The organism is Leucobacter sp. CX87 (genome assembly GCF_018682295.1).
In the GTDB taxonomy this organism is placed as follows: Bacteria; Actinomycetota; Actinomycetes; order Actinomycetales; family Microbacteriaceae; genus Cx-87.
Map to the genome: position 1 here is coordinate 150,085 of NZ_JAFIRI010000005.1, position 13,026 is coordinate 163,110.

Sequence of the window (13,026 nt, forward strand, 5' to 3'; positions counted from 1 at the left end):
ACCCCTATTCTGCGGCATCGTCCACTCAGGGGCGCAGCCGTAGACTAGGAAGCGAAGAATTCGGTGCGTGACTTCCAGCGCCAGCGGGTCGGATGAGGAGCGTATGGGGAAAATCGGGTCTCGCATGCGCGCCTATTTCGGGCGAAACGAGTTTTTGCGACATGTCCTCGCGTTGATGTCAGGGACTGCTTTGGCCCAGGTCGTCGTGATGGCACTCATGCCGGTGCTATCGCGTCTCTACACCCCAGAGCAATTTGGAGTACTGGCCGCATTCACGTCCGTCGTCGCGATCATCTCTGCTGTTGCCGCGCTCAAGTACGACATGGCGATCATGCTGCCTGAACGTGATGAGGATGCGATTGTCCTGAAACGGACAGTGACGTGGATCGCATTTCTTTCAGGGGTATTTGCAACCATCGCGTGCCTGCTGCTCGCACGGCCGATCGCCGAACTCATCAACGCGCCCGATGTTGCTCCCTGGCTTGCGATTGCAGGGCTCTCCGCGTTCACCCTTGCTGAGATTGCGGCACTCGGCTATTGGCTGAACCGCAAGAGTCGGTATTCCGAGATGGCGGGCAACCGTGTCGTGCAAAGTGGAAGTACCGCAGTCCTCCAGGTCCTCTTCGGGCTTCTGAAACCACTCGGTGCAGGCGGACTGATCCTGGGTACGATTCTCGGTCAGCTCATTTCGATCCTGGCGCTTCGCAGAAAGACCCCGGAACTTCGTCGGGGCGCTGGACCAAGCCTCCATGCTCGCACGACCCTGCTTCGCCGCTATCGCCGGATGCCTCTGTTAAACGCGCCAACCGCATTGATTGATGCGCTTCGCATGAATGGAATTTTGCTCGTCATCGCGACGATCTCGTTGAGCTCCCTGGGGCAGTTTTCTATGGCCTGGCGCATGGTCGAGGTGCCTGCGGCACTGATTAGCGGCGCCCTCGCTCAGGTCTTCTTCCAGCGCCTGTCGGTTACGCCTCCCGGTCAAATGAGAGCTGCGGTGTTGAAAAGCGTTGCGCGCTCAGCGCTTTTTGGCGCGTTGCCCTTTGTTCTGGTCTTTGTTCTCTCCCCCTGGCTGTTTCCATTGGCGTTTGGAGCGGACTGGGATCAGGCCGGGCACTTCGCTCGCGCGCTCGTTCCATGGTTGTTCATGAATCTCATCACCTCGCCGATCTCCACAATTTTTGTTGTCACCGAGCGGCAGCACATCATGCTCGCCTATTCGATCATTTTTACAATCGTGCCCATTGGGACGATTATCTTACTCAGCGCCGACATGTTGCTCGCGGTGACCGTGATGTCCTGGGCAATGGCCGGAATGCTTATGATCTTCGTCTTCCTCGCGATCTGGGTTGCGCGTGGATACGATCAAGGCGCTCGAACGACCGAGGAGAAACTCTGATGCACATACTTTTTCTTCCGTCGTGGTACCCCGAGACGGCGGACGACTTTTCGGGGAGCTTCTTCCGCGAACAAGCAGAAGCTTTTGTCGATGAGGGACATCAGGTGGGGGTACTTTCCGTTCGGGGCTTCCCGCTCTACGCCGCACGCGAAATGCGTGCGCGACCCAGCGGGGTACGCATAGCCGAGGAGGCGGGGATTCCCGTCTACCGTGCCGATGTTTTGCTTCCGGTTCCGAAGTGGGCTGCACTCAACCTCCGGGCATTGGAACGGCACTGGCAGACGCTGTACGAGCGCTACGTTTCGGCGCACGGCGTGCCAGATGTGTTGCATGCCCATGCGATGTTCCCTGCGGGAATTGTCGCGCATCGAATCGCGACACGGGAGGGAATCCCGTTTGTGGTCACCGAGCACCGCCCCTCGTCGATGGATCGCCTCCGTGAACCTGGTTTGGGGAAAATGGCGATTCGAGCAGCGGGCAGTACGCGCGGACTTGTTGCTGTCGCTCGTGGATTCGCAACCGAATTGAACGCGGCCTACGCTTCCTCGTCGGGCGAAACGTGGAGATACCTTCCGGGATTGCTCTCTCCTCAGTTCGAGGACGTTCGCGTTCGAGAGTTTCCAGCGGGGGAGATGGTCTTCGGACATGTTTCCCACTTGGACCCGGGCAAGCGTGTTGGGCTTCTGATCGATTCTTTCGCCGAAGCGTTTCCCGGGGCAACAGGACCACGCCTGCGAATTATTGGCAATTCCGTGCATTTGCAGGGGCTCAAGCAGCAGGCTTCGGAGCGTGGCGTGGGTAGCCGAGTCGAGTTTGTCGGGGCTATTCCGAGGGAGCAGATCGCCGCCGAGTTTGGCCGGCTGCATGTATTCGTCCTGCCGAGTGAGGCAGAAGCATTTGGAACGGTACTGTGGGAGGCCATGGCTTGCGGCGTGCCATTGGTCTCTACGAGGACGTGGGCCGGCCTGAACGCGGTGACCGAGCAGACGGGACTCACCGTCGCCATTGACAACCAGCATGAACTTGCCGAGGCGCTCATCACGATGCAGCAGACCGCAGTCTCCTACGACGGAGAACAAATTCGGAACCACAGCGTCAGCCATTGCGGGCGTGCTGCGTTTGTCGCCAACTACATTGAGCTGTATCGAGAGGTAGGCGCCTGATGCCCAAGATGATTTTCCACGTGCCTTACCCTCTGAATCGAGAGGCCACCTCCGCCAGCGGAATTCGGCCGGTGGCGATGCGAGACGCATTTGAGTCACTTGGGTACGAGGTCACCGAGGTCACCGGACTGGCGGCTCAGCGCAAGGCGGCCATCCGCAGTGTTCGAAAGCGGATCCGGTCAGGAGAGAAGTTTGATTTCGTGTATTCGGAGTCATCGACTATGCCGACTGCACTCACAGAGCCGCACCACCTGCCAACACATCCACTCCAAGATATTAGTTTTTTGGGGTACTGCAAGCGACGGGGAATCCCATCTGGCGTTTTCTATCGCGATATCTATTGGCAAGAACCTGCCTACCGCGAAAGCGTGAATGCGCTTGTCGCCTTGGGGACAAGGAGGCTCTATCGTTGGGACTTGCGTCGATACCGCACCCAGGTGAGCCGCATATTCGTCCCCTCCATGAGGATGGCCGAGGTCATGCCTCACACCCGTCTGGAACAGTGCGTTCCGTTGCCGCCAGGCTCTCCGATCGTCGACCAACCTGTGGCGGACAATCCCTCGGCACTTTGCTATGTCGGTGCGCTGGGAAGCTACTACCGGCTGCACGAATGTGTGCGGGCGGTCGAATCAGTTCCGGGAGCGTCGCTGCAGTTGTGCACGCGCCCCCAACTGTGGGAGGCCGAGAAAGCAGGGTACGTGCCCCTCATGCTGAATGGTGCGACCACGGTGATCCATGAAAGTGGTGCGGGACTGGAGCCGATGTACAAGAGCAGCGCCGTGGGTGTGCTCTTCATGGAACCGATTGACTATCGCGAATTTGCCGCTCCGATGAAGCTCTATGAGTACTTGGGCCACGGACTCCCCGTTGTCGCGGTTAAGGGGTCACTCGTCGCGGAGTTTATCGAAGAGTACGATGCGGGTTGGGCACTGGACTACGACGGTGGTGAGCTTTCAGAATTGCTCAGGCGGCTGCAATCGAATCCGGACGAGTACGCGCAGAAAGCAGAGCGAGTGCGCAACCTCCGTCGTCAACACACATGGGAAGCACGCGCGCAACAAGCTGCAGACGCACTGAGTGCCGCACGATAGCGAAGGCTACGCCCAGATCCGATCAGCTATTACCTGGACGGCGCGTGCAGCAGCGTGCCCGTCGCCGTAGGGGGCGACGGAAGTGGGCTGAGGAGCCGCCCGGGTGAGTGATGCGGTAATCTCCTCCGCCGAATTCGCCAAGACATTCCACCCGAGGTCGATGGTCTCGACCCACTCCGTCTCGTGACGAACCGTCGTGCAGGGTACTCGCAACAGAAAGGCCTCTTTCTGGAGGCCCCCCGAGTCGGTGACGACTCCAGCGCTGTTCAGCACTGCTGCAACGAGTTCGGGGTAGCTCAACGGATCGCGAGTAATGAGGTTGCCGGAATTTAGCGGAATCTCGTGCTCTTCGGCCTTCGCGCGCACTCGTGGGTGCGCGAGGAGCACGACGGGCTTATCGGCCGCCCCGAGCGCCGCCACAATTTCGCGAAGACGCTCGGGGTCGTTCGTGTTTTCCGCGCGATGGATCGTGGCAACGTAGTAGCTATTGGGTGCAAAATCAGTGCCTAGCGGGTTCATTGTGCCGCCGGCGAGCACACTTTCGCGCACTTGATACAGCACGTCCGTCATCACATCTCCCACGAGAACGGATCTCTCAGCCAGGCCCTCGGCGCTGAGATGGTCCATCGCTACCGCAGTGGGTGCAAGACAGAGATCAGCGGAGTGATCGGTGAGTACCCGATTGTGCTCCTCAGGCATGGCGCGATTGAACGAACGCAGACCCGCTTCAAGATGTGCCACAGGGAAATGTAGCTTCACCGCGCTCACCGCAGCGGCAAGGGTCGAGTTCGTGTCGCCATAGACCAGCACGCAATCAGGGACGAACCGCGCAAGCACCTCGTCCATCTGCGCCAGGATTGCCCCGGTCTGCACCCCGTGAGAGCCCGAGCCAACTCCGAGATGGGCATCGGGCTCGGGGATGCCGAGGTCACGGAAGAAAACATCTGACAGCATTGGGTCATAGTGCTGTCCGGTGTGCACGATGATGTGCTCGTGGCCTGCGGCCGTGATTGCCTCGGCGATTGGAGCAAGCTTGACAAACTGGGGACGTGCGCCCACGACGCTCATGATTTTCATCTCGGCTAGTCTACTCGCGAACGGCGAATGAATATTGGAACGGGGTATTTTGCTATGGCGTTGATGCGATATGCCGTGGAGTTTCGCAAGCGGTTGCCCGCCCCGTTGCGCCGTTGGGCCGACTCGATGCTTGCCGCGCAGCACGGCCCTGCCCTCTGGGCAAAGAACCTCGCCGCACGCGGAATTGCCATACCTGAACCGCTCACCCCGCGAAGCGATGCTGAGCAATCGGTGCTGTTTGGGCCACTCAACTATGCGGGTCAGGGCTATCGTTGGGCGCTGAGTCTCCGGCAGAGCGAGAGCCGAGTCGACGCGAGGGCGCTCGCGGTGGAGTTTCCTGGTGGATTCCAGTTCGAGGCTGACCTGGTGGTTCCGATTGCGGTGTATCTCGGTTCCACACAGTGGCGGCGCGAAGTACAGGAAGCAAATGAGCGCTTCAGCCACATCGTCATTGAGTCGTTTGCGTCACTTCTCGGTTTGGGAACCGGCAGTGTCGTCGAACGAGAGATCGAAAGGTACAGGACGAGGGGCCAGCGCGTCGCGTTGCTGTGTCATGGCTCGGACATTCGCGATCCCGGCGCGCATGCGCGGCGGGAACGGTATTCACCGTACGCGGTGAATTCGCAGGATTGGAAGGCGCTCCAGCGCGCTGTAGACGTGAACCGCCGGGTCCTCGATTCATTCGACGGTCCAGTGTTTATCTCTACCCTTGACCTTCTCGACGACGTTCCCTACGGGGTCTGGTTGCCTGTCGTAGTAGATGTCGACTTGTGGTCAAGTGCAGCACACGCCTCGAGCGGAGACGAAGGCCCATTGCGGGTCCTGCACATTCCAAGTTCCGGACCTATCAAGGGAACCTCCTTCGTCGATGCCGCCGCTTCCGAGCTGGAAACGCGCGGACTCATCACGTATGAGCGGCTTACTGGCGTGCCCGCCGCAGAGATGCCTGGACGAATTGCTGCAGCGGACATTGTGATCGACCAGCTCCTGCTGGGGAGCTATGGTGTCGCCGCGTGTGAAGCGATGGCAGCTGAACGGGTGGTGGTCGGCAATGTGTCGCGTCAGGTGCGGGCACAAATTCGAGAGCGGACGGGTTGGGAGCTCCCGATCGTGCAGGCTGATCCGGATGACCTCACTACGGTGATCGCGCGTCTCGCGGCTGACCCGGCGGCGCGAGCAGATGCGGCTCGTGCGGGTGCAGCATTTGTGCGAGCTGTGCATGACGGATCGCGCACTCCTCACGCCATGAGCGCCTTTCTCGGATATGCAGCGGGTGGTAGCGACGTAGACTGATCGGTGTGAAGATCGCAGTCGTAGCCACCGGAAAAATCGGCCTCCCACTTGCCACTCAGTTCGCCATGATGGGACACGAAGTGGTCGGTGTCGATGTGAATCAATCGTTAGTCGATGTCATCAACAGCGGCGTGGAGCCGTTTCCCGGCGAAGCGGGACTCGCCGAGGCGCTTGCCGAACTGGTTCCGGCTGGTCGGCTGCGCGCGACTTCTGATTACGCGGATGCCATCCCTGCAGCGGACGCCGTCGTCGTTGTCGTGCCGTTGCTAGTCGACGAGGAAACTTGGCAGCCAGATTTCAAATGGATGGACGCCGCCACAACCTCCCTCGCGGAGCACCTGACTCCGGACACGCTTGTCTCGTACGAGACAACCCTGCCGGTGGGCACCACCCGAACCCGATGGAAGCCCTTGCTTGAGGACGTCTCGGGGCTCACCGAGGGGACCGACTTCCACCTGGTGTTCTCGCCGGAGCGGGTGCTTACCGGGCGAGTCTTTGAAGACTTGAAGAAGTACCCCAAGCTCGTGGGCGGACTGTCTGCAGCCGGAGCACAGCGAGCGGTCACCTTTTACGAATCGGTGCTGACCTTTGACGCACGTGACGACCTCGATCGTCCGAATGGTGTGTGGGACATGGGAAGCGCGGAAGCGGCCGAAATGGCAAAGCTCGCTGAAACGACCTACCGCGACGTGAACATTGGACTGGCCAATCAGTTCGCGCGTTTTGCAGACACTGCAGACATTGACGTCTACAAGGTGATCGACGCCTGCAATTCGCAGCCGTTCAGTCACATCCATAGGCCGGGTATCGCGGTGGGCGGTCACTGTATTCCGGTGTACCCGCGCCTGTATCTGTCGACCGATCCCCATGCCGATATCGTGCGCACGGCTCGAAACTACAACGCGTCGATGCCGGAGTATGTGATCACCCGTGTCGAGGCTGCCATCGGGGATCTTGCGGGAATGCGCGTCGCGGTTCTCGGCGCGGCATATCGGGGCGGAGTGAAAGAGACTGCCGTCTCTGGAGTCTTCCCCACCGTTGAAGCGCTTCGTCGCCGGGGGGCGTCGGTGACGGTGCATGACCCGCTCTTCTCAGACGTGGAACTGCAAGGTTTTGGATTCAACGCCCACCACCTCGGAGACTCCGCAGACATTGTTATATTGCAAGCGGATCATGCGCTGTACCGGGAGCTGGGTCCTGCGGACTTCCCGGGAATCCGACTCTTTATGGACGGACGGAACTTCACCGAGCCCTCGAGATGGGCCGGAGTACCTCGGTTAGTCGTCGGGGCCTAACCGCGTCGGTAGGTTCCTGACTCCACAACATTGTTCGTGAAAGAATCACAGTAGGTCGATATGTCGCATGAGAACGAGGGCGTCAGAGTGAAGCCCCGAGTCGCTCGCTCGAAGCACATTTTTGTAGCGATTGCTATCGCGCTACTCGGGTTTGTTGGACTGGGCAGTTGGGCGGTTGCCTCGCCAGTGGGTTCGTCCCCGGACGACGACTATCACCTCGTAAGCATCTGGTGCGCTTGGGGTGACCGCGAGGGGCTGTGTGAGCCGAGCGTGTTCGAAGGTGAGCGCAGGGTTCCGCATGAGCTCGTCCAATGGTCGCGATGCTACTTGGATGACAGCATGCAAAGCGGAAACTGTAGCGTTTCCAGCAAGCTTGCATCCACGAGTCGTGGCGATTTTGCAAATAACTATCCTCCGGTCTATTACCGGGCGATGGGCGTGTTTGCAAGCGACAACGTTCAGCTGTCGACTCTCGCCATTCGTCTGACGAACGCGGCACTCTTCGTGGGGGCAGTGAGTATCCTGCTTGCTTTGCTGCGTCCTGGGCAGCGCGGACCATTGTTTTGGTCAGTGGCCGTTGGGCTAGTCCCACTGGGAATGTTCATCGTCCCCAGCATCAATCCCAGCAGCTGGGCGATACTGTCCGGTCTCACAGTCTGGTTGGCGATCACGGGCTTCTTTACCGCGACGAGCATGTGGCGACGGATCGGGTTGGGCGCGTTCGCAATTATCGCCGCCTTTCTCGGCTCAGGCGCCAGAGGTGACGCAGGCATCTATGCGGCGGTTGCAGCCGGAGCTGCCGCGATCCTGACGTTTGAACCTACGCGGGCCTGGTTCCGCCGTCTCGCGCTTCCGGTCGCAATCGTCGCGATTGGCGCGGCATTCTTCCTCACTACCGGCAACTCAACCTCGTACGCGAGTGCAGGGGTTGCCCAAACCCAGACAGGTGCCGGGACCGCTTCGTCCTCCTGGCCCCTCGTGATTGAAAACCTCACGCTCACGCCGTCGCTCTGGGCCGGCAGCTTGGGAACTTGGGGACTGGGGTGGTTCGAGGTGGTGCTGCCCCAAACAGTATCGATTGTCATGATCGGCGCGTTTTCTGCCCTCGCGTTTCGGGGACTTCGAGTCCTTTCGAAGCGCAAGGCGATTACCTTGGCGCTCCTTCTCCTCGCACTCTTCGTTGTTCCGGGCTACATCCTGTATGGACTGCAAATCTTGGTGGGCACCGAAGTGCAGCCCAGGTACATTCTCCCGCTCGTACTCATGTCAATCGGCGTCGCAACCTACGGCTTCACACGTGATGACTTGGGTCTCACGAGAGTGCAGGCGATTGTCCTCTTTGCGGGCGTCGCCTTTGCGAACTCCCTCGCACTGTATACGACTATGCGGCGATACCTGACCGGCACCGACTACACGGGCCTGAACCTCAACTCGAACGTGGAATGGTGGTGGGCTACACCGATCACGCCGATGGCGGTTTGGCTTCTCGGCAGTGCGGCTTTCGGGTTGTGTCTGCTCGGCGCATTTCTATTCCTGCGAAGCCGGCAATCGTCTCTGGTGCCGATGGCCATTCCAGATACGGGCACCGAGGCCCAACCAGCCGAAACACCGGTTCGTTGAGGCAGCCTACGGGAATTTGATACCTGGCGGAGTGGTGCGACGGCGAACTGCTCCGCCGGTAGCTCGGCCCCCGAGACGGGCCGGTGGAGTCTCAGTGAACCGCGGTGGCTACGCGGCTCCCAGGTCGCGCTCACGTGTGTCCTCGCGAGCGATTGCGAAGACCCGATGCGTGCGGGGAGCGGAGTCCGAACGTTCTGACGTGATGGAAAACAGCGCCATGAGAGCGGCAAACGCAACTGCACCTATCGCTAATACGGTGAAGGGCGAGGGGCCAGCATTCCACCACCAGTCAATATCGCCGTCGAGATTGTAGGAGCCAGTTGTGACGTATCGCCGAAGATTGACAAACAGCGAGATCGCATGTGCGCCAGCCAGTCCGAACCCGATGAGCCAGAGTTGCAGGCGCGACAGAGCAACTACGGAATTGGTGGCAGTTCGTGTTGCTGCGGTGGGAGCGATCACGGCACAGAGGAACATTGTGATGAGCGGCAAGATGTATCGCGGTTGAACGTGGCTTCCGACAAGCGTCTCGCTCTGGACGAGAATGTACGTCGGGATGACGATCGCCGCTAGCCCGATGCCGCTCAGAGCGACGATTCTTCGCCAGTCAATAGTTCGCATGTGTACGAAGATCGTGCCGGCGAAGAGGAAGATAATTGTCGCTGGAACGACTGCGGGCATCGTCGTGTTGAGCCACCCCAGGCCCCAGTTCTGGCCAAAGACACCGTTCCATAGGTTTGGCAGACTGAGGAGATTGAGGATTACGAGAGTTGCCTTGGACTTTGGAGCTTCATCGGTGGTTTCGCCCATGGCGCCGTCGAGCGCCAGGCCCGTTTGTCCCGTACTCAAGAAGGCGGCGATGGCGCTGGCAATCAGTGCCACGGGAAGCAACGACAGTTTCCAGAAGCGTCGGTCGGGACGGAACGCCAGGACGGTGGCTGCGAGCGCCGCGACAAGCGTGTACGCGGCACTGTCTCCTCGCGCGCTGAAGCTCAGAATCGCCGCGAACACTGCGATACCTGCCAACGAAATCTGACGCCACCCGGTGGTAGAAAAGTACCCCAGTAGTGCAGGGAGCACGAAGGCTGCTGAGGCAATCGCCCAACTGCTGGGATTCACTGACGCGACCATGAACACACCGACAGGTACAAACGTCAATGCCACGCTTGCAGCGAGCGAGAACCGCAAGCGCCGAGGCAGGATGTACCAGGTCGCGACCATGAGAATCGCGAAGAGCGCGGAATTGGCTAGTCGTATCGCGATTGTGGAGGTCGCGACGTTTTCGCTTGCGAGTTTGGAGGTCCAGAAATAATATCCGGATGGGTACTGGTTGCCACTATTGACGCGAGTGGTCTCTACCAGGTCGTACCCACTGTCGAGGAAGTGTTCTCCTTGGCATGAGGGGGTGACGTCCGGGTCGTGCGCGTAGCAGGGCGAGGTGATTGCCTTGTCGGGTGCAAGTCGTTTGCTCTCCGAAGTGCCCAACTCGCAAATGCCCTCGCGCGCACCGCTGCCGCACCAAATGCTTGCCAGGTGAAAGTCATCGTCCGGGGCGGAACCCACCGGCGATGCAAGCGACCAAGCTCCCAGGGTGAGAAAGATGAGGAGTCCCGCGCCAGCAGCGATCAGGAGTGACTTCAAGCGACTCAAGATAATTTCTCCTGTGGATCTGGGAGCCGCGCCGGGAGGCCCACGTGTTCGCGAACGGTAAGACCGACGAGCATGACAACGATGGACCCGCCCCCGCCCCCAACGGCAAACCCGATGAGTGCTCCCCAAAGGCCCATGCTGGGAGAGGCGACAATCATGGTCACGGTGCCCAGCACGAAGAAGATGATCCAGATTTGCGCGTATTTGCGTTGGTGGCCTGACGCCATCAGATACGCAGAGGGGGCGCATGTTGCCGAGATGAGGAAGACAACCACCAGGAGCACTTGCATTGCCGAGGTGCCGCCCGAGAACCGTTCACCGTAGAGAATGGTGAGTATCGCTGGAGCTAGTAGAACCAGCGCGCCAAATATCAACACGAACAGGGCAGCCGTGACGGCAAAAATCTTGCGAAGCGAGGACTGCAGCTGGATTGGATCACCTTGTTGGCGGGAAAAATGGGGGATCAAGACCTGATTGACCGCCTGCGAGATGAGGCTTGCCGGCGTCGCGAGGGAGAGAGCTGCCGCGAAGAGACCGGCTTGCGCTGGCGAGTCGTAGGCGCGAACGAAGACCATCGTTGCCGGAAGCAGGCCACCGGTGGCAAGTGCCCCGATGGTGGCATCGCGAATGAACTTCCTCATCATTGAACGTTCATGGGCGTCGATGGTCCCCGCAATCGTCCGCGGGCGGGCCGAAATCGCAAAGATCGCGTATCCAGTTGCTAGCGGAAGCAGGAGCGCCCAGTCCACTCCGGCCACGAGTACCGCAACGAGCGCGGTGAGGGCCACGAGTGAGGACACAAAATCGGCGATAGTCGCTCGAAGTATGCGATCCTCGCCCATGAGGATGCCTCTGGAATACACGTACGCGTTGTAGCTGAACACGAGGGCAGCGCAGCTCGCCGCCGCGAAAATATCCTCAGTGATGATGTAGGCAATGGGTGCGGCGACAACTGCGAGCCCCAACGACGAGGCCCAGAACAACCGATGGAGGTAGCCCGCTGCTGCGCCAGCGAGCGCCGACGAGGGCAGGTATCGTGAGGCTGCTATCCCCAGGCCCGCGGGTAGGACGAGCGACAGATAGACGGCAATCGAGAGGAGCGCGCTGGTTTCGCCGAGAGCTTCAGGCCCGGCGAGTCGGCCGATAGCGAGGGTATAGAGGAAGCGAGCAAGGCCCTGAGCCGCCATTCCCGCGGTCGAGAGTACCGTTCGCGAGAAGATTCCATCGCTTGGGGTAGATCGCTTCATGCAGGTTCCTGCTGCCGTTGCTCAATTAACTGTGCGAATAGCGAACGGTAGCGTTCGTACGCAGTTCGCGGGTGATACTCCTGCTCGGCCCGTGACCGTGCCGCCTGGCTCAATTCCGCCCGGGTATCGTCGTCCAGGCTGATGTATGAGCGCAACGCGGCGGCTAGTGCAGATGCATCTCCGGGGCGGACCAAGAACTGGGGATCGTCGACAAACTCCTGGCAACTCCCCAAATCGGTTGAGATGACGGGGATTCCCAGCCCGGCTGCCTCCGCTCCAACAATCGGGAAAGCTTCGCCATACACACTTGAAATCACCAGGGCGGAAGCTGCTGCAAGCGCCTCTTCTGGATGATCGGTGGCGCCAAGCAAACGGATGCGGCCCTGGCTCGTCAGCTCCTCAGCACCCGCCTCAGTAATGGCGCGTCTCATAGCTTCATCGTCCATCGTCACATTGGTTCCATACGCGACCAGATTCCAGTCTGGCGCGCCTGTGGCGACCAGTGAGAATGCCTCGAAAAGCTGGCGGTGCCCCTTTACCGGATGATTCCGGGCAAGTGAGAGGAACGTGCGGGAACTCTGGCGAAAGGCTGGGTGTTCAGGTACCGTTGCTGCGTTCGGAATGGGGCTGACGACATTTCGCATTCGAAGCGAGCTGATGAAACTCGCCATCTGCGAACTCCCTCCTGCGGGAATTACGGCGTCGAATCTGAACGACAGCAGTCCGACCGCGCGAGCGATCAGGCGGGTGAGTGGATGGTCGTCCGAGCTAAGTCCCTGAGTGTGAACGGTCGTGGTTCGTGGAGCAGCGAGGTGTGCCAACGCCGTCACCAGGTCAGCATGGAAGAGATGTGACGAAACGACGTCCGGCGAAAATGCCGCGGCGACGCGCTCGAGCGCTCGAACCATCCCTGGAAGGTTCCTAGATGTGGGCGGGAAACCCAAATAGGTGACCTCATCAAACGCATTCTCAAGCTGCGCGCTGAGATCCCCAGGGCGCATGAGTACCGCAAGGGAGAGGACGTCACCCGCGCGGCGAGCTGAGGCCAACGTCGCGAGAAAACGCTCAGCGCCCCCGATCTCAGCATCGGTACACACGAAAAGAATGCGCACAGCTTCCTCTCTCGCTCCGGAACAGGTTCAGCTGAACCCTGGGTATCGTACCGCGCGGGCAATTCGCCAAGCTGCCGCC

At 60.1% G+C, this 13,026-nt stretch carries 10 protein-coding genes; 6 read left to right on the forward strand and 4 right to left on the reverse strand.

Features of this window, described 5'->3' with window-relative positions; all coding sequences use genetic code 11:
- The first annotated feature begins 67 nt into the window (after positions 1-67).
- From KOE53_RS07850 to KOE53_RS07860, 3 genes are read left to right on the forward strand one after another with little or no spacing between them, the layout of a single operon-like run.
- On the forward strand, positions 68-1,399 hold the full coding sequence (locus KOE53_RS07850) for an oligosaccharide flippase family protein (RefSeq protein WP_188058054.1): 1,332 nt from the start codon (positions 68-70) through the stop codon (positions 1,397-1,399).
- The gene (locus KOE53_RS07855) at positions 1,399-2,562 is read left to right on the forward strand and encodes a glycosyltransferase (protein WP_188058055.1); all 1,164 of its coding nucleotides are present in this window, start codon (positions 1,399-1,401) and stop codon (positions 2,560-2,562) included. The genes KOE53_RS07850 and KOE53_RS07855 overlap by 1 nt, the downstream gene beginning before the upstream one ends.
- Positions 2,562-3,653, forward strand: a complete 1,092-nt coding sequence (locus tag KOE53_RS07860) for a glycosyltransferase (protein ID WP_188058056.1) — start codon at positions 2,562-2,564, stop codon at positions 3,651-3,653. Before KOE53_RS07855 ends, KOE53_RS07860 begins: the two co-directional genes overlap by 1 nt.
- A 6-nt stretch (positions 3,654-3,659) precedes the next feature.
- On the opposite strand, the gene wecB is transcribed toward KOE53_RS07860, so the two are convergent.
- Positions 3,660-4,730 (reverse strand): non-hydrolyzing UDP-N-acetylglucosamine 2-epimerase, encoded by a 1,071-nt coding sequence (gene wecB, locus KOE53_RS07865; RefSeq protein WP_188058057.1) that lies wholly within the window; start codon positions 4,728-4,730, stop codon positions 3,660-3,662.
- A gap of 27 nt (positions 4,731-4,757) precedes the next feature.
- On the opposite strand from wecB, the gene KOE53_RS07870 reads away from it, so the two are divergent.
- Genes KOE53_RS07870 through KOE53_RS07880 form a run of 3 tightly spaced genes read left to right on the forward strand, consistent with a single transcriptional unit; the run spans position 4,758 to position 8,938 of the window.
- Complete coding sequence (locus KOE53_RS07870) at positions 4,758-6,023, forward strand: hypothetical protein (RefSeq protein ID WP_188058058.1); 1,266 nt, start codon at positions 4,758-4,760, stop codon at positions 6,021-6,023.
- Between the two features lie 5 nt (positions 6,024-6,028).
- Positions 6,029-7,318, forward strand: a complete 1,290-nt coding sequence (locus KOE53_RS07875; protein ID WP_188058059.1) for a nucleotide sugar dehydrogenase — start codon at positions 6,029-6,031, stop codon at positions 7,316-7,318.
- Between the two features lie 60 nt (positions 7,319-7,378).
- Positions 7,379-8,938 carry a DUF2142 domain-containing protein gene (locus KOE53_RS07880; RefSeq protein WP_188058060.1) on the forward strand — a complete coding sequence of 520 codons (1,560 nt, stop codon included), beginning with the start codon at positions 7,379-7,381 and terminating at the stop codon, positions 8,936-8,938.
- Between the two features lie 108 nt (positions 8,939-9,046).
- Here KOE53_RS07880 and KOE53_RS07885 read toward each other — a convergent pair whose 3' ends face one another.
- Genes KOE53_RS07885 through KOE53_RS13850 form a run of 3 tightly spaced genes read right to left on the reverse strand, consistent with a single transcriptional unit; the run spans position 9,047 to position 12,947 of the window.
- Entirely contained in the window at positions 9,047-10,579 is a 1,533-nt protein-coding gene (locus tag KOE53_RS07885; protein ID WP_188058061.1) for a DUF2142 domain-containing protein, read from the reverse strand.
- A 5-nt stretch (positions 10,580-10,584) separates the two neighbouring features.
- Entirely contained in the window at positions 10,585-11,835 is a 1,251-nt protein-coding gene (locus KOE53_RS07890; protein ID WP_188058062.1) for a lipopolysaccharide biosynthesis protein, read from the reverse strand.
- On the reverse strand, positions 11,832-12,947 hold the full coding sequence (locus KOE53_RS13850) for a glycosyltransferase (RefSeq protein ID WP_188058063.1): 1,116 nt from the start codon (positions 12,945-12,947) through the stop codon (positions 11,832-11,834). The genes KOE53_RS07890 and KOE53_RS13850 overlap by 4 nt, the downstream gene beginning before the upstream one ends.
- Positions 12,948-13,026 lie beyond the last annotated feature (79 nt).

Bases quoted from the DNA above. Each gene is read 5' to 3' on its own strand.
- wecB (WP_188058057.1), bottom strand. From the start codon at position 4,730: ATGAAAATCATGAGCGTCGTGGGCGCACGTCCCCAGTTTGTCAAGCTT.
- KOE53_RS07860 (WP_188058056.1), top strand. From the start codon at position 2,562: ATGCCCAAGATGATTTTCCACGTGCCTTACCCTCTGAATCGAGAGGCC.
- KOE53_RS07870 (WP_188058058.1), top strand. From the start codon at position 4,758: ATGAATATTGGAACGGGGTATTTTGCTATGGCGTTGATGCGATATGCC.
- KOE53_RS07880 (WP_188058060.1), top strand. From the start codon at position 7,379: ATGTCGCATGAGAACGAGGGCGTCAGAGTGAAGCCCCGAGTCGCTCGC.
- KOE53_RS07855 (WP_188058055.1), top strand. From the start codon at position 1,399: ATGCACATACTTTTTCTTCCGTCGTGGTACCCCGAGACGGCGGACGAC.
- KOE53_RS07890 (WP_188058062.1), bottom strand. From the start codon at position 11,835: ATGAAGCGATCTACCCCAAGCGATGGAATCTTCTCGCGAACGGTACTC.